Source organism: Alcanivorax sp. (assembly GCF_019431375.1).
GTDB lineage: Bacteria > Pseudomonadota > Gammaproteobacteria > Pseudomonadales > Alcanivoracaceae > Alcanivorax > Alcanivorax jadensis_A.
Window position 1 is genome coordinate 3,747,617 of sequence record NZ_CP080267.1, and the last position, 15,127, is coordinate 3,762,743.

Genomic DNA, 15,127 nt, shown 5'->3' on the forward strand with positions numbered 1-15,127 from the left:
GTCCGTGGTTATTGGTTCGGTTGTGGGCTGAAGAAATCCATCGCCCGGTTGGTCAGATTCAGGTTGGCTACCTGTTTGGCCAGGGCGTAGATATCCGGGTAGATCACCCGGGCGCCGCCCTTGCGGAAGGTGCGATAGATGCGCTCGGCTAGCACCTCCGGTTTGCCGGTGGGGATATAGCGGGATATCGGCCCTTTCTTGACCTGGCTGCGGGCATGGCTTTCCAGGCCGGAATGAATCGGGCCTGGGTACACCGTGATCACGTTGACGCCCTGCTTTTTCAGATCCAGCCGAGCGATTTCCGATGCCAGGCCGATACCGGCCTTGGCGCCACCGTAATAGCTGCAACCCCGAATTGGCACACGTCCGGCCATGCTGGCCACATTGATCACACAGCCGTTGCGGGCCTCCACCATGGCCGGTAGGGCCAGGTCCATCAGCCGCATGGGGGCGGTGAAGTTGATATCCAGGAGTCGCTTGCCCTGCTCCCAGCCGGTGCCGGTGATGCTGATGATGTCCATGATGCCGGCGCAGTTGACCAGCACGTCCACCGGCCCGCGACGGTCCACCAACGACTGCCACCAGGCGGGCAGGGCACCGATATCTGTCAGGTCGCAGGTTTCCGTCTCGGCGCCGTGCTTGTCAGCGATCTGGGCGAGGGCGTCAGCATTCAGGTCCACCAGGGTGATGCGCGCGTCCGGGTGGTGCTGCCGAAACTGGCCAGCGAGCTGGCTGCCGATGGCGCCGGCCCCGCCGGTGATCAATACATGGGTGGATTTCATTATTGAGTGCCTTTGTTGTCGTGATTGGCGATGGCGAGCCAGCAGGCATCCCGCGCCCGTTTCAGGTCGTCGTCACCTAAAGTCAGATAGCCCAGCCGCTCAGCCTTGAAGACACCCACGAAAGCCCCCCAGAACAGGGCAATGGCCAGGTCCGGTTTCATGGTGTTGCTGAGTAGGCCGGTGCGCTGGCCGATGACCACCATGATTCCCAGGGGGATCAGCAGGGCTTGCTCCTGGTGGCGGCTTTCCGGGTCCAGGTAGCTGTGATGATCCTGCATTTCCAGAAAGCGGAAGGCGTCCGGTTCCTCGCGGGCAAAGGCGGTGAGCCGGGCCCAGAGGTTGTCGAACAGGTTGCGCGAGGGATGAAGCAGGTCGAGATCGCTGAGCAGGCGTTCCTTGAGACGGTTCTTGCTGTCCCGGAACACGGCGTTGATAAGCGCTTCCTTGCTGTCGAAATAGCGATACAGGGTACCCACACCTACACCGGCTTCCGCCGCGATAGGCGGCACCGGTGTGCCGTGCAAGCCATGCTCGGCAAACACCCGCAACGCGGCCTGGATGATCTGCTCATGCTTGCGGCTTTCCTTGTTGTCGACCGGGGTAACCGGGGCAGGGGTGGCCATGATTGGTCTCACTCAGGCAGTGAATGAATATTCATTCCGTAACTGTGCCATTGAGTGATGTTTTTGTGGAAGGGTCATTTGGGGACAAATGATAGCGGCTAGCTACTAGCCTCTAGCTACGAGCTAAAACCGGTAAGCTCGTAGCTCGTAGCTCGTAGCTGGGGGCAGGGAGTTAGATCAACCCCTTTTCCCGTGCGGCAAGCTCGGTGAGTTCCGCGGCGAGGGTAACTGGGCGGGCGTAGGAGCGGTCGTAGTGGGCCTGGGCCAGGGCGTGGCATTCAGCACTGATCTGATCGTAGAGCTCCCGAGGTAACAGGCCCTGGGTTGGGGGCAGGGCGCGCAGGCCGAAACGATCGTAGGGGATCTGTTGCTTGCCGGCGGCCTTGAGCAGCTCCGGTACCCAGCCCTGGGGGGAAAGCTGGGTCTGGTAGCGCAGATTCTGGAAGTCCATCTCCGCCGCCAGCCGGTCCGCATCGGTGACCTGGAAGTAGTTGTCCACTACCTGGCAGAGCAGCAGATTCAGCCGCTTCCAGACGATTCGCTTTTCTTCGTTACTGTACCCGTTCCAGTGCACCACTTCGTGGCTGAAACGGCGACAGCCACGACAGACCGTATCACCGAACACGGTGGAACAGACGCCGATACAGGGGGTGTGAATGCGATTGACTGCCATGGCGGAAGATTAGCAGAAAAGGCGGGGCAGGGGAGGGGAGAAGCGAATCACTTGGTGGGAATTTGAGCAGCCACCTTAATCTTGAGCAATACCCGCAAATCGGCCATAGTTAGCTCCTTCATAAGCACTATCTTGCGCGGAATAATAAACAGGGTCGCCCCAGGCTAACGGGAAGCGGCATCACTGGAGAATAATAATGCGATTGGCTGTGTTGCTGGCAGCTTGCCTGTGGATGCTTTCGGGATGTTCCGGCCTCGGCCTGGGAGTTCCCTCGACCCCCGGTGCCTTTATCCATGCCCCCCAAGGCAAAACCTTCAAACCCATGGACACGCTGGATCCGCGTAATGCCATGGTCTATATCTATCGTCCGATTACCCGTTGGGGCTATGAAGAGGTACAGGCACCGGTGTTCTTCCTGGATGCCTCGCAGCTGTTCGGTCTCAAGGCCGGTGCCTACAGCTGGTTGGAATTGCCCGCCGGCACCCACGATTTCTACGCCCGCCGTCCGCTTAGCGTGCTCTATCTGAAGATGGTGTTCGAGATGCCGCTGGAAGTGGAAGGGGGCAAGGACTACTACTTCCGCTACTCGGAAACCCGTCCGCTGGATATGGAAGAACTGGTCGCCGACCCGGAAAACTACCAGCAGGCCGGGCCGTTGCAGCAGGTCCCCCGTGCCGTGGCCCTGCGTGAGATCGCCGATCTGCGTCTGGATGAGCCTGGCGTCTACTACGCGGGTCGCGACAGCAAGGTTCCGCGCTGGGCGCCGTTTTATACGTATACGACGGAATAATGTTAGCTGCGAGTGGCTAGCTACTAGCTTCTAGCAAAAACAAAAAAGCCCCGGCATGCCGGGGCTTTTTGCTGTGTGGAGAGGAATAACCTTTCTACGAAGCCGCTCCTACGGTGTGGGCGGTTTTAGCTAGTAGCTAGCCGCTAGCAGCTCGTAACTAGTCACTCTCCGTCAGTCGCCGCTTGGTCTGCAGCAGTCGCTTCCACTGTTCCACGTACTCTGGCAGGGCCGGGGAGGTTTGATTGAAGCCGGTGATTTCCTGCAGGGTCTGGGGGCTGATGGATTTGCCACCGTAGACGTTGGCCACCCGCAGCAGGGCATGGGTGTGCAGTTTACGCTGGGATTCGAAGCGCTGATCGTAGTACACGTATTTGTCGTCCCAGCCGAGAATGCGGGTGTGAACCTGGAATTGCTGGTACGGGCGCAGCTCGCGAATGTAGGAAATCTCGGTGTTGGCCACCACGCCATTACAGCGCGCTTCGATCATGCGGTTGAGCAACCCGGTGACCACCGCGTGTTCCAGCCGGCAGCGATCCATGAACTTCAGGTATTTGGCATTGTTCAGATGCATGTTCAGGTCAATATCCAGCAACCCCACCCGGTATTCCTGGGTGACAACATCAAACAGCTGGTGTGTAGGCGGCCGTTTACGACGGCGAGCCGCACTGATCAGTTCAAGCATCCGATCTCCCTATGCCACGGCAGTCCGTGACCCCTTTTATTCTTTCGAAGACTGAATCGGCAAAAAAACGCAGTTCAGTATAACGGTACCAGTGCCAGTTCACACTATTCGCTGATGTCAAAGTGCCCGGTTTTACAGTCTTTGTGGTTCCGGCAAAGATCTGCCGTGTGTTGCGGGCAGGTGGGGGTTGGTTATGATCCCGGGACGTTGCTCAGGCGCAGGCCAGATGCAGGCTGAACAGGTTGTCGCTATCGGTCCAGCAGGCGGCAGGGGTAAAACCGGCGGTGACCAGTTCGGCGGAAAACCCTTCCACGGTGAATTTGTAGGAATTTTCCGTATGAATGCGGGTACCGGCGGTCAATGTCAGGCCTGTGTCGCCGAGCTGGATATGTTGGTCCTGTAGGCATTCCAGGTGCATCTCGATACGGTTTTGTGCGCTGTTATAAAATGCCAGATGGCGCATGGTGTCGGTATCGAAGCCACAATTCAGTTCCCGGTTCAAATGATGCAGTGCATTCAGATTGAAGGCGGCAGTGAGTCCTCCTGCATCATTATAGGCGGCGTGGAGTCGTTCGGGCGGTTTCTGCAGATCTGCCCCTATAAGCAGGGAGCCGCCGGGGCCGGCCAGATCGCGCAGGCCGCGCAGGAAAGTGGCCCGCTGGGCAGGTTCAAAATTGCCGATGGTGGAGCCGGGGAAAAAGACCAGGCGACCCGGTTGTTGCAGGCCCTCGGGCATGGCCATGGCCTGGCAATAATCCGCGCAGACGGCACTGATCTGTATTTGGGGGAAGTCGTGGGCCAGGCGCCGTGAGGCGCCCAACAGACACTCCCGGGAGATCTCCAGTGGCATGTAATGGGCCGGTTGCCAGGCATCCAGTAATACCCGCACCTTTTTACAGCTGCCGGCACCGGGTTCGGCGATGGTATGGATGCCGTCCAGCCGTGACTGAATCTCGTCGGCGTAGCAATGCAGCAAGCTCGCTTCGGTACGGGTGGGGTAGTACTCCGGGGTGCGGGTGATCCGGTCGAACAGGGTAGAGCCGGTTTCGTCGTAGAAGAATTTGGGGTGCAGCGTCGGCGTGGGCGAGCGCAGGGACTGACTGACTTCGGCAAGCATGTCGGTGGTGGGGGGATGCAGGTCGAAGAAGGTCAGGTTTGGGCCGAGCTGTTGTTGGTTCACGACGGGCCTCCCGCAAGCCGGATGCCGCTGAACTGCCAGCGGTGGTGAGGGTAGAAGAAATTACGATAACTGGCTCGAAGATGCTCCCGACTGCTGGCGCAGGAGCCGCCACGAAGTACCATCTGGTTGCACATGAACTTGCCGTTGTACTCGCCCACGGCGCCGGCTGCAGCCTGGAAACCCGGGTAGGGCAGGTAGGCGCTGGCGGTCCACTCCCAGACATCGCCGAACAGATGAGCCAGGTCAGTATCGCGGGCATGGCCGGGCTGGTAGATGCCGTTGTCCACAAATCCCCCTTCCAGTGGTTGCGACGCCGCTGCGTGCTCCCATTCCTGTTCCGTGGGCAGGCGCTTGCCGGCCCAGCGGGCATAAGCATCCGCTTCGTAGTAATTCACGTGGGCGAGAATCTGCCCATGGTGTAACGGTTGTAGCCCTGCCAGAGTGAAGTGCCGGTCAAGGTCCTCGTGCCAGTACAGTGGCCGCTGGCTATGTTGCGCCTGCACCCAGGCCCAGCCGTCCGACAGCCATAATTCCGGCCGGCGATAGCCGCCATCCTCGATAAAGGCGCAGAATTCGCCATTGGTGACCGGTCGGTTGGCCAGTGAAAATGGCTCCAGCCAGACCCGGTGGCGGGGCGTCTCGTTATCGAAGGCAAAGTCATTGCCGCTGGCACCGATGTCCACCAGGCCGCCGTTGAAAGTCGTAAAGCTCAGTGGTGCAACCTTGTCTGTTGCGGTCAGCGGCTGGCCGATAGCGGGGGCCAGGGGATTGAAGGAGAGGCTGTATTTCAGGTCGGTCAGCAGCAGTTCCTGGTGCTGTTGCTCATGATTGAGTCCCAGCGTGACCCGATCTGCCAGTGCCGGTTGTGTGTCGATAAGACGCATCATGGCCTGATCCACCTGTTGTCGCCAGGCATGGACTTCCTCGCCGGTGGGGCGTGACAAGAGGTGGCGTTGCGGGCGGGAAAACTGCTCACCAATGCCGTTGTAGTAGCTGTTGAACAGGTATTCGAATTGCGGCTGGAACACCCGGTAGCCGGGCAGGTGTGGCTTGAGAAGAAAGGTTTCGAAGAACCAGGTGGTGTGAGCCAGGTGCCAGCGTGGCGGGCTCACGTCGGCGCAGGCCTGTAGGCCCATGTCCTCAGTGAGCAGGGGGGCGCAGAGCTGTTCGCTGAAGGCCCGAATACGCTGGTAGCGTGTCACCAAGGTGGCGTTGGCGTCCTGTCTGGCAGTATCTGGCAAGGTTTTCCCTCCTGGCCGGTTGTCAAAGATTGGCACCCAGTTTGAGCGAAAGCAACAATGTGACACGTGAGCGGGCTGGGTATACTGCCGGGCAGCATTTGTAATGGGCTGTTGCAGCTGGAGCAGTAACCGCCCGTTAACCACAAGGAGAGCATATGAATATTACCGATAAAGTGGCCGTGATTACCGGCGCTGCGTCCGGTCTGGGCCAGGCCACGGCCGAAGCCATTATCGCCAAGGGTGGCAAGGTCATGATTCTGGATCGTGACGACAAGCGCGGCCCGGAAGTGGCGGCGGAGCTGGGCGCCAATGCGGCGTTTGTACAGACCGATGTGACTGACGAGGAGTCCGTGAAAGCGGCCATCGACGCCACGGTGGAAAAATTCGGTGCCATCCATGTGTGTGTGAACTGTGCCGGTGTGGGCTCCGCCATGAAGACCGTTGGCCGTGAGAACAAGCCTCATGATCTGGGCGTGTTCAACATGGTGGTCAAGATCAACCTGATCGGTACCTTCAACGTGGCCCGTCTGGCCGCTGCCGCCATGGCGGAAAACGAGCCGGGCGAAGACAACGAGCGTGGTCTGATCGTGAACACTGCCTCCGTGGCAGCCTTTGACGGCCAGGTAGGCCAGGTGGCTTATGCGGCCACCAAAGGGGGTGTGGTAGGCATGACCCTGCCCATCGCTCGCGACCTGGCGCCGCTGGGGATCCGTTGCAACACTATCGCCCCAGGCATCTTCAACACCCCGCTGATGAACGCCGCACCGGACAAGGTAAAAATGCCGCTGATCGAAATGACCCAGTTCCCCAAGCGTTTGGGTAACCCGGCGGAATACGCTCAGCTGGTCTGCCACATGATCGAGAACAGCTTCCTCAACGGCGAGACCATCCGTATTGACGGTGGTATTCGTATGCAGCCTCGGTGAGAGCCGCTGCGAGCGACTAGCTTCGAGCTACGAGTGAAACGAAAAAGCCCCGGGATTCCGGGGCTTTTTGCATTCTACGAAGCTGCCGTAGGAGCGGCGCTTGAGCCGCGAAGCGTTTTTGGAAATGCCTTCGCAAGTAAGTTCGCGGCTCAAGCGCCGCTCCTACGGAACGTTTTGCCTAGAAGCTAGTTCCTTTCCTTCACCCCACCAACGCATAACACGGCTCGTAATGACTCCCCGGCAGCTTCATACGGTGCTGTTCCACAAACGCCTTGAGCAGCTCGTCCAGGTGTGTCATCAGCTCACCCGGGGCGTGCAGGCGGTAGGGGCCATGTTGTTCGATGGCGTGGATGCCCTGTTCCTTCACGTTGCCGGCGACGATGCCGGAGAAGGCCCGACGCAGGTTGGCGGCCAGCAGATGGACCGGCTGGTTGGGGCTGAGATCCAGGCCGGCCATGGCCTCGTGGGTGGGCTCGAAGGGTTGCTGGAATTCCAGGGGAATATTCAATCGCCAGTTGAAATAGAAAGCGTCGTCATTGTCACGGCGGAACAGGGTGAGGCGGTCGATGCCCACGCACATGGCCAGGGCCACGGCTTCCGGGTCGTCGATGATGATCTGGTAACGTTGCGCCGCGCTGTCTCCCAGCGTCTCACGGATAAAGGCATCAACCTGGCGAAAGTAGTCCGCACTACTGGCCGGGCCGGTGAAAACGACCGGCAAGGGCATATCTGCATTGTCCGGATGCAGTAGCACGCCGAGTAGATAAAGGATTTCCTCGGTGGTGCCGACCCCGCCAGGAAACACGATGATGCCGTGCCCCACCCGCAGAAATGCCTCCAGCCGTTTCTCGATATCCGGCATGATCACCAGCTCGTTGACGATGGGGTTGGGGGCCTCGGCGGCGATGATGCCGGGCTCGGAGATCCCCAGATAGCGTCCACCCTTGAATCGCTGTTTGGCGTGGGCCACATGGGCGCCCTTCATGGGGCCCTTCATGGCACCGGGACCGCAGCCGGTGCAGATATCCTTGTGGCGCAGGCCAAGCTGATAGCCCACGCTCTTGCTGTAGTCGTATTCCTCCCGGGAAATACTGTGACCGCCCCAGCACACCACCATATTGGGCGAGGATCCTGCCCGCAGTGCCCCTGCATTGCGGAGAATATGGAATACCGCATTGGTGATGCCCTGGCTGCTGCTCAGGTTGAAGCTGTCGTTATTCTGGATTTCGTTGGCCACATAGACGATATCGCGCAACACCGCAGACAGGTGCTCGCGGATGCCACGAATCATGCGTCCGTCCACGAAGGCCCCGGCGGGGGCATTGTCTACCTTGAGCCGCAGTCCCCGATCTTCCTGGATGACCTCGATATCAAAATCCTTGTAGGTCTCCAGGACCTGGCGGCTGTCATCGGTGGGGGTGCCGCAGTTGAGCACCGCCAGGGCGCAACGGCGCAGCAGCTCGTGCAGGCCGCTGCCGGAGGTGTCACGCAGGCGTTCGACTTCGTGCTGGCTGAGCACTTCCAGGCTGCCTTCCGGGGCAACAATGGTGGATACCGTTTCGGTCATAGGGTCGGGTCCGTCGCAAATAATCGTTATTCAGGCAAATTTAGCCGCCTTGATCGGCTACGCAGCCGCGCCGCTTGAGGCGCGAACCTTGCTCTGGCAAGGAAGCCAACCGCAGGGCGGTCAAACCGTCGCTGCCCATCCCAAAGACAGCGACATTTGCCAAGAGTACCCCAGATGACAATCCCTGTGAGTGAAGAGTTGCGATGGAGGCTCGACAGACTCTTTTACAATTTCCCGGGAACGCCTAGTCACCACAAGCGTCCCAATCTCTACCAGGTCTGGCACACTGACTGCATGGTTGATCTGTGTCATTTGGCTGTCTTGAAGGATCGCCATACTTGGTCGATTGGGAACCGGCGAAAGCCGGCCCGTTAATGAGGTTTTACCTGGAGCAAAGCATGTTGCTCAAATATCTGAATCAGCTGGAACAGGCGGTCAAGGCCGCCTCCGAGCACCCGGATACGGATACTGTGAACCGTTGCGCCGATTGCGTGGCCACCCTGGATGCCTATCTGGACGCCCAGATGGAGCCGGTACAGCGTCGGGGTCGTGAACTGATGGACGGGCTGATTCCGGCCCACCTGCATAACCGCGTCTGTCAGCGGGTGCATTGAGAAAGCTACAAGCTTCAAGCTGCAACACGGAGGTCGGGTGGTGCCAACCTGGGGCCTCCGGCCCCGCGCTGAGAGCAGGAAAAAATGGTCTGAGAACTGGCCGGCCTTATCACCTAATGGCTTGTTACGTTTGAATCCCGGCTAGCGGGCTACTTCGATGGCAATGCACCGGGCCCGTGTTGCAGCTTGAAGCTTGTGGCTTGTAGCTGATTTTCACAGCCGGTTACGCTGCTGCCGCAACGCTTTCTCTCTTTCTTCCGGAAACAAATCCGGCTGCTGCGGGGCTTTCAGGTCACGCAGGCGGGCGCCGATGCCGATCAGGCGGGCGGGGCCTTGGCGGCGTTCCCACAGTTGTCGCAGCAGCGCCTCGAAATGGGCCGGATCCAGATCGTCGCCTGCCTTGTCGCAGCTTAAGCTGACGAAATCCTGATACTTGACCTTGGCGGTGAGTCCGCTGATCAGATAATGCTGGTCCAGCCTGGCGAAGCGGGTCTTGAGCTTTTCCAGTAGCCCATCCAGTTCCCGCAGCCAGGCAGTCAGATCGGGCTGATCCTTGTCGTAGGTGCGCTCCACGGATACGGATTTGCGTCGTCGGCCGGTTTGTACAGGGCGATTATCCTCGCCGCGACTCAGATGATAGAGCCGCTCGCCGAAGCTGCCGAAGTGCTGGGAGAGCTCCAGCCGGCTCATGCCCTGCAGGTCTCCACAGGTGTGCAGATTGAGCCCGGCCATGCGCTCGGCAGTAACCCGGCCCACCCCGGAAATCTTTTTCACCGGCAGGGCGGCCACGAAGGCGTCCACCCGGGCCGGCGGAATCACAAAGAGCCCGTCTGGTTTGCGCCAGTCGCTGGCCACCTTGGCGAGAAACTTGTTGGGCGCCACGCCGGCGGACACGGTAATACCCAGTTCCCGGCGAATATCCTGTCTTAACGCCTCGGCAATGCGGGTTGCGCTATTATCGAACTGCTCACTGGTGCTCACGTCCAGAAATGCCTCGTCCAGTGACAACGGCTCGATCAAGCTGGTGTAACGGCGGAAGATGTCATGGATCTGTGCGGAGACCTTGCGATACTTGTCGAAGTTGGGGGGTACAATCACCAGTTCCGGGCACAGGCGTAGGGCCTGGGATGAGGCCATGGCTGAATGCACGCCGAAGTGACGGGCCGGGTAATTGCAGGTAGCAATAACGCCGCGTCGGTGGGGATCGCCCCCCACGGCCACAGGTCGGTTGCGCAAGGACGGGTCGTCACGCATTTCCACGGCGGCGTAGAAGCAGTCGCAGTCCACGTGGATAATCTTGCGTGAGGCCTGTGCCATGAATGAACTCTGGGAAGTGGCAGGATTGAAAATCGGGTTGCCTGTGCCGCATGGGCAACCCTGAGGAGAGTGTAACATCGGCATTACCGGTAACCGCACACCGCAGGTCCTGATTATTGGCGCTGGCCCCACCGGCCTGGCGCTGGGGATCGGCCTGCGTCGACACGGCATAGATTGCTGCATCATCGACCGGCTCGCCGAGCCGTCTCCCTGGTCCCGGGCGCTGGGGCTGCATGCCCGTACCCTGGAAATTTTTGCTGCCCTGGAAGTGCTGGCACCGATCCGCAAGGCCTCGCGCACCATGCGGGCGGTCTCTGTTTATGGTGACAAGGGCTTCCTGTTCGAGCTGGATCTGACCACCCTGGATGCCCCGTACCCCTGGGTGCTGAGCTGCCCCCAGTCTGATGTGGAAAAAGCCCTGACCGAACGTTATCGCAGTCTTGGCGGCGAGCTGATCCGCGGCACTGAATTGCTGGATTTTACCCAGGATGGCGCCGGCGTTCGCGCCCGGGTGCGACAGGGCACCGAGGTGGAAACCATCACCTGTGGCCTGCTGGTCGGGGCCGATGGGGTTGGTTCCACCGTACGCCAGCAGTTGGGTATCGGCTTCAATGGCGTTGATTACGATGAACATTTCCTGCTGGCAGACGTGGACTGGCAGGGACCCTGGCGCAGCGACAGTTCCCACGGTTTTTTGCAGGAAGAAGGCCCGCTTATTGCCTTGCCGCTGCCAACGGGCTGGCGGTTGATCATGGCCCGCGATCAGGCCTGGGAAGGCGAGCTGAGTCTGCAGCCCTTCACGGATCGGCTTACCAGTATTCTTGGTGAGGCCCCGGCGCTGGGCGAGCCACGCTGGATCAGCCGCTTTTCCGTGCAACGGCGGCTGGCCCATCACTACCGTCGCAACCGGGTGTTTCTGGCCGGCGATGCGGCCCATGTGCAGAGCCCGTTGGGTGCCCAGGGCATGAACACCGGTCTGGCCGATGCCTTCAACCTGAGCTGGAAACTGGCGTTCTACCTCAAGGGCTATGGCAGCGGTGCCTTGCTCGACAGTTACGAGCAGGAGCGCAAACCGGTGGCGGAGAAAATGCTGCACGGGGTGGATCTGCTGTCGCGGGCCTCACTGGTGAAGCTGCCCATGCTGCGCCGCACCCGCGATTCCCTGCTGAAAATGGCCGGCGGGCGGCCCGGGTTGACCCGGCGCTTGCTGCGCACTGCCAGCCAGCTGGATGTGCACTACCGGCAATCGCCACTGGTGAGCTGTGGCCCGGAAGCGGAACTGGGTTGGCGCAATCGGGGCCCGTTGCCCGGTGACCGGCTGCCTGATGCCGCCTTGAGTTCCGTGCGTACCGGTCACTTTCATCAACTCCACGATCTGCTGCGCAAACCGGTTCACCACCTGTTGCTGCAATTGGGCGAGAGCCCGAGCCATAAAGAGCGGCTGGTGCTGTATGCGCTCAGTGATCGTCTGGGCCAGGAATACCGTGAGCGCGTTCACCTGACCGTAGTCGTAAGCCGGGATACGCCGGTGGATCAGATCCCCAGGGAAGGCACCATTCGTATTTGGCGGGACCATCAGGGCGAGTTTGCCGCTGCCTTCGGCGAGGGCCCGAGAATGTGGCTGATGCGCCCTGACGGGCACCTGGCTTACCGGGCACCGGTGAGCAACGCCGATCACTTGCTGGAGTATCTGGATACGGTGCTGGGGAGAGTTAACAGTTAACAGTGAATAGTTAACAGTTGCGCGGAAAACGCTTGCTGTATTCATAGCAAAGAAGCCGCGCCCAGAGGCTGGGCGCGGCTTCTTGCGTTTAAGAACAGAAACGACGCTGGGCGCGGCGCTGTTCACTATTAACTGTTAACTGTTCACTTCTTTTGTCCACCGCTGAATCACAAAGTGCGCATTCATGGTCTTGCCGGCGAGCTTGCCGATACCGGCTTTGGCCTCCGGTTTGGCGCGCCAGTGGTGCGGGGTCATGGCCAGCAGGTTCTGCAGTTCCTGTTCGTCATCGGGAATCCACTCCAGGTGGATGTCCTGGCTGTCGATTTGGGCAAAACGTTTATCCAGAAACTTGCCGGCGTCGAACCCGGATTGCCGCACCTCTTCATAGAGTGCTTCGCGCAGGGGCAGCAAGTGCTGTTCGCCGGTACCTACCACAATCAGTTCGCCACCAGGCTTCAGCACCCGGGCAATATCATCGGTGAATAGCCGGGTGAATAGCACAAACACGCGCTGCTGGCTGGCGTCGAACAAGGGTAGCCGCGCGCCACTGGCCACCAGCCAGGTCAGCGCCTTGTCACGTTTTGCCGCCGCATCCACGGCAAACTTGGAAATATCCACGCCCACGCCGTTGTCGCTCCCCAGCCGCTGGGCAAACTGGCAGGTATACCAGCCTTCCCCGCAACCGATATCCAGCCAGGGCTGATCATCCTCTTCCAGCCCGGCAAGCAGCGCATCGGCCAGCGGCTGATAACGGCCCAGTTCCAAAAAGGCCGTGCGCGCCTGCACCATGGCCTTGTCGTCACCGGGTGCGCGGGAACGCCGATGCTGGGCCAGCAGCAGGTTGGTATAGCCGCGTTTGGCACGGTCAAAGCGATGGCCATTGTCGCACTGCCAGCTGTTGCCGGTGAGTTGCAGGGGCAGGTCGCAGCTGGGGCATTTGAGAGTGGGCATGGTTTGGATGCGGCCCGGGAAGGACACATTTGGCAGTGGAAGAGGGCTGCATTGTCGCAAATTATGCAGACAATAAAAAAGGGCCAGCAACGGCTGGCCCTTTTCGTGGTTCTGATTGATGCTCAGGCTTTGCGGCGATAAAGACCTAACAGCATCATCATGGAAAGTAATCCAACCGGCAGGCTGCCGCCGCCACCGCCAGAACCGCCCGGTGCCAGAGTAGCGGGAGGTGCCACACTGGGGCATTCCTCAAGGTCTTCGCGACTGAAATTCAGTGCAACGTTGGCCTGCAGAACGGAGCCTGCCTGCGCGCCGTTGTCGCTATCCACATTGATTGAAATGGTTTCGGTGGTTTCAGCTGCGGCCTTGATCGCAATGGTTGAGGTTCGTTCTGTACCGGCTTCCAGCAGGCCGAGCTCACATTCGTAGTCGCCGTCTTCCACGGTACAGGATGTGCTTCTCTTGCTAAGCAGAGTGATCGTTTCCGGTAGTGAGCCGAAGGCAAAAGTGCCTGTGGAATCAATCACATCGTCCAGGTTGGCCACGTTTGCTTCGATGCGCATTTCCACGCCGTTATTTCGGTTGGACAGACAGACCGGCTCTGCGGTAATGGACAGTTCGGGCTGGCCCAGTTGCAAGGTGATAGTGCCGCTGTTGTTAAGGCGATGGTAATCCCGGTTGTTATCCAACTCGACAGAGACCTGGAAGGGAACAGCGATGCCGCTTTGGCTGTTGGCATCAACCGTTGTAAAGGCCAAGGGTTTGGCTGAGCCGCCGGCGATGGCCTCGCCGTCATAAACGCATTCGGTAACGCCGCTGTCAGAAGGGGAGCAGGACAGCCCGGCTTGTGTTGCAGATGGTGTCAGGGTGAATGCCTTGGGGTGTTCAATGACAAGCGAGAAATCAGTCGCTCCCCGGGTACCTGCGTTTTCTACCGGAACCTGGAAATCGATGCTCGCGAATCCCTGAAAATTGTTGTCACCCTCAGCAATAGTGAGATCACGGAGCGCAAGGTTTTCACTGCTGGTTTGCTGTTCGATCCAGTCGAGATATTGGGAGACCCGGGTATAGACAGAAGGGATCTCCGGGTTGCCACATTTGTCATCCAGGGAATAGCCAAAACTGGTAATGCCGACCTGAGGGCTGTCATTCAGTGTTGAGCTGGTCAGGAACAGTGGGCCACCACTATCGCCATGGCAGGAGTCTTCGCCAAAGGGGTCGCCAGCATCGGGTGACGGTTCATTGGCGCAGAGCATGGTATCAAGAATCTGGTCGCCATTGGTATAGAGATCAATGGTGGTCTGGCACGATGCATTGGTGACATAGTCCAGCGCTACTTCTTGAAGCTCCACAAACGCCACGGGTTCCAGATCGGGGTCTTCGTCCCGGTTCTCATAAGTGGCGACCCCCCAGCCTAATACGCTGAGAATGTCATCGTAGCTGACAAGGTTTTCCAGGGTGTTATCGGTATCAAGCTTGGCCAGCACCCCGGTATGGATATTCGGACTGCCTGTTTCAGCTGGTTCTGCAAGCCTAATCAATGCGATATCGTTTTCAAAAGTATCTTTGTTGTAGCCCGCGTGGACAATGATGGACGCTGCATTCAGCAGCAGGGGGCTATTCGCCGGCACATCCAGAGTCTGGCTGCCGACCAGGAGTTCGAGTTCACTGGCCGGGGTAGTAACGATACCGGAGCGGACACAGTGTGCTGCAGTAAGCACCCAGTCTCGGGACAGCAAGGTGCCTCCGCAGACCTGTCCCATGCCAACAGGGAGAGGATGTTCCGTTTCAATGGCGTCCTGTTTCCTCTGTTTATCAATCAATGCAACCAGTGTGTTCCAGCCAGTGTCAGCGGTGTCCCCGCCGACAACTCTTGGTGAGGCGGTTGCAGCGAACAAGGTGCTGCAGGCCAGCGTGGAAGCCAGTGCGGCAATGAAGCGGTACTTCATGTGAAATTCCCCAGATGAATCAGAATGCCCAAAAGGCGGCATTCTAGGTGCGGTAAACGCTGAAAGATGTAGGAAAAACGCCATACTTTTTGTAGTCAGAATAGATGGT

Annotated in this window: 14 protein-coding genes; 4 read left to right on the top strand and 10 right to left on the bottom strand. The window is 59.4% G+C overall.

The genetic code is table 11. The features are described 5' to 3' along the window. Positions 1–8 precede the first annotated feature (8 nt). The 3 genes from KZ772_RS17595 to KZ772_RS17605 all read right to left on the bottom strand — a co-directional run bounded on the left by KZ772_RS17595 (position 9) and on the right by KZ772_RS17605 (position 2,078). Positions 9–782 carry an SDR family NAD(P)-dependent oxidoreductase gene (locus KZ772_RS17595; protein ID WP_290537724.1) on the bottom strand — a complete coding sequence of 258 codons (774 nt, stop codon included), beginning with the start codon at positions 780–782 and terminating at the stop codon, positions 9–11. Continuing rightward, the gene (locus KZ772_RS17600) at positions 782–1,405 is read right to left on the bottom strand and encodes a TetR/AcrR family transcriptional regulator (RefSeq protein WP_290537725.1); all 624 of its coding nucleotides are present in this window, start codon (positions 1,403–1,405) and stop codon (positions 782–784) included. Before KZ772_RS17600 ends, KZ772_RS17595 begins: the two co-directional genes overlap by 1 nt. 172 nt (positions 1,406–1,577) lie before the next feature. Beyond that, positions 1,578–2,078, bottom strand: a complete 501-nt coding sequence (locus tag KZ772_RS17605) for a DUF1289 domain-containing protein (RefSeq protein WP_290537726.1) — start codon at positions 2,076–2,078, stop codon at positions 1,578–1,580. 196 nt (positions 2,079–2,274) lie between these two features. On the opposite strand from KZ772_RS17605, the gene KZ772_RS17610 reads away from it, so the two are divergent. Then, positions 2,275–2,868 carry a DUF2846 domain-containing protein gene (locus tag KZ772_RS17610; protein WP_290537727.1) on the top strand — a complete coding sequence of 198 codons (594 nt, stop codon included), beginning with the start codon at positions 2,275–2,277 and terminating at the stop codon, positions 2,866–2,868. Between the two features lie 157 nt (positions 2,869–3,025). Here the strand turns inward: KZ772_RS17610 and KZ772_RS17615 are convergent, their stop codons facing one another. From KZ772_RS17615 to egtB, 3 genes are all read right to left on the bottom strand, one after another. Beyond that, positions 3,026–3,550, bottom strand: coding sequence for an acyl-CoA thioesterase (locus KZ772_RS17615; RefSeq protein ID WP_035249412.1), 525 nt, complete (start codon positions 3,548–3,550; stop codon positions 3,026–3,028). A 211-nt stretch (positions 3,551–3,761) separates the two neighbouring features. Further along, complete coding sequence (gene egtD, locus KZ772_RS17620) at positions 3,762–4,730, bottom strand: L-histidine N(alpha)-methyltransferase (protein WP_290537728.1); 969 nt, start codon at positions 4,728–4,730, stop codon at positions 3,762–3,764. Continuing rightward, a complete protein-coding gene (gene egtB, locus KZ772_RS17625; protein ID WP_290537729.1) occupies positions 4,727–5,971 on the bottom strand; it encodes an ergothioneine biosynthesis protein EgtB in 1,245 nt (414 codons plus the stop codon). The genes egtD and egtB overlap by 4 nt, the downstream gene beginning before the upstream one ends. A gap of 155 nt (positions 5,972–6,126) precedes the next feature. On the opposite strand from egtB, the gene KZ772_RS17630 reads away from it, so the two are divergent. Continuing rightward, positions 6,127–6,897: a 3-hydroxyacyl-CoA dehydrogenase gene (locus KZ772_RS17630; protein ID WP_062816786.1), complete on the top strand. Its 771-nt coding sequence runs from the start codon at positions 6,127–6,129 to the stop codon at positions 6,895–6,897. A 199-nt stretch (positions 6,898–7,096) separates the two neighbouring features. Here the strand turns inward: KZ772_RS17630 and ppnN are convergent, their stop codons facing one another. Further along, positions 7,097–8,464, bottom strand: coding sequence for a nucleotide 5'-monophosphate nucleosidase PpnN (gene ppnN, locus KZ772_RS17635; RefSeq protein ID WP_290537730.1), 1,368 nt, complete (start codon positions 8,462–8,464; stop codon positions 7,097–7,099). A gap of 398 nt (positions 8,465–8,862) precedes the next feature. Between ppnN and KZ772_RS17640 the strand changes: the two genes are divergently transcribed. Then, positions 8,863–9,078, top strand: a complete 216-nt coding sequence (locus KZ772_RS17640; protein WP_290537731.1) for a hypothetical protein — start codon at positions 8,863–8,865, stop codon at positions 9,076–9,078. 213 nt (positions 9,079–9,291) lie between these two features. Here KZ772_RS17640 and dinB read toward each other — a convergent pair whose 3' ends face one another. Next, positions 9,292–10,395, bottom strand: coding sequence for a DNA polymerase IV (gene dinB / locus KZ772_RS17645; RefSeq protein WP_290537732.1), 1,104 nt, complete (start codon positions 10,393–10,395; stop codon positions 9,292–9,294). Between the two features lie 115 nt (positions 10,396–10,510). On the opposite strand from dinB, the gene KZ772_RS17650 reads away from it, so the two are divergent. Then, the gene (locus KZ772_RS17650; RefSeq protein WP_290539498.1) at positions 10,511–12,118 is read left to right on the top strand and encodes an FAD-dependent monooxygenase; all 1,608 of its coding nucleotides are present in this window, start codon (positions 10,511–10,513) and stop codon (positions 12,116–12,118) included. Between the two features lie 135 nt (positions 12,119–12,253). On the opposite strand, the gene KZ772_RS17655 is transcribed toward KZ772_RS17650, so the two are convergent. Further along, positions 12,254–13,069 carry a putative RNA methyltransferase gene (locus tag KZ772_RS17655; protein WP_290537733.1) on the bottom strand — a complete coding sequence of 272 codons (816 nt, stop codon included), beginning with the start codon at positions 13,067–13,069 and terminating at the stop codon, positions 12,254–12,256. 122 nt (positions 13,070–13,191) lie between these two features. Continuing rightward, a complete protein-coding gene (locus KZ772_RS17660; RefSeq protein WP_290537734.1) occupies positions 13,192–15,018 on the bottom strand; it encodes a serine protease in 1,827 nt (608 codons plus the stop codon). Positions 15,019–15,127: the final 109 nt, after the last annotated feature.

Excerpts from the sequence above, each read along its gene's own strand:
- KZ772_RS17610 (WP_290537727.1), top strand. The coding sequence starts at position 2,275 with ATGCGATTGGCTGTGTTGCTGGCAGCTTGCCTGTGGATGCTTTCGGGA.
- KZ772_RS17615 (WP_035249412.1), bottom strand. The coding sequence starts at position 3,550 with ATGCTTGAACTGATCAGTGCGGCTCGCCGTCGTAAACGGCCGCCTACA.
- KZ772_RS17630 (WP_062816786.1), top strand. The coding sequence starts at position 6,127 with ATGAATATTACCGATAAAGTGGCCGTGATTACCGGCGCTGCGTCCGGT.
- KZ772_RS17655 (WP_290537733.1), bottom strand. The coding sequence starts at position 13,069 with ATGCCCACTCTCAAATGCCCCAGCTGCGACCTGCCCCTGCAACTCACC.
- dinB (WP_290537732.1), bottom strand. The coding sequence starts at position 10,395 with ATGGCACAGGCCTCACGCAAGATTATCCACGTGGACTGCGACTGCTTC.
- KZ772_RS17605 (WP_290537726.1), bottom strand. The coding sequence starts at position 2,078 with ATGGCAGTCAATCGCATTCACACCCCCTGTATCGGCGTCTGTTCCACC.
- KZ772_RS17595 (WP_290537724.1), bottom strand. The coding sequence starts at position 782 with ATGAAATCCACCCATGTATTGATCACCGGCGGGGCCGGCGCCATCGGC.
- KZ772_RS17600 (WP_290537725.1), bottom strand. The coding sequence starts at position 1,405 with ATGGCCACCCCTGCCCCGGTTACCCCGGTCGACAACAAGGAAAGCCGC.
- ppnN (WP_290537730.1), bottom strand. The coding sequence starts at position 8,464 with ATGACCGAAACGGTATCCACCATTGTTGCCCCGGAAGGCAGCCTGGAA.
- KZ772_RS17660 (WP_290537734.1), bottom strand. The coding sequence starts at position 15,018 with ATGAAGTACCGCTTCATTGCCGCACTGGCTTCCACGCTGGCCTGCAGC.
- KZ772_RS17640 (WP_290537731.1), top strand. The coding sequence starts at position 8,863 with ATGTTGCTCAAATATCTGAATCAGCTGGAACAGGCGGTCAAGGCCGCC.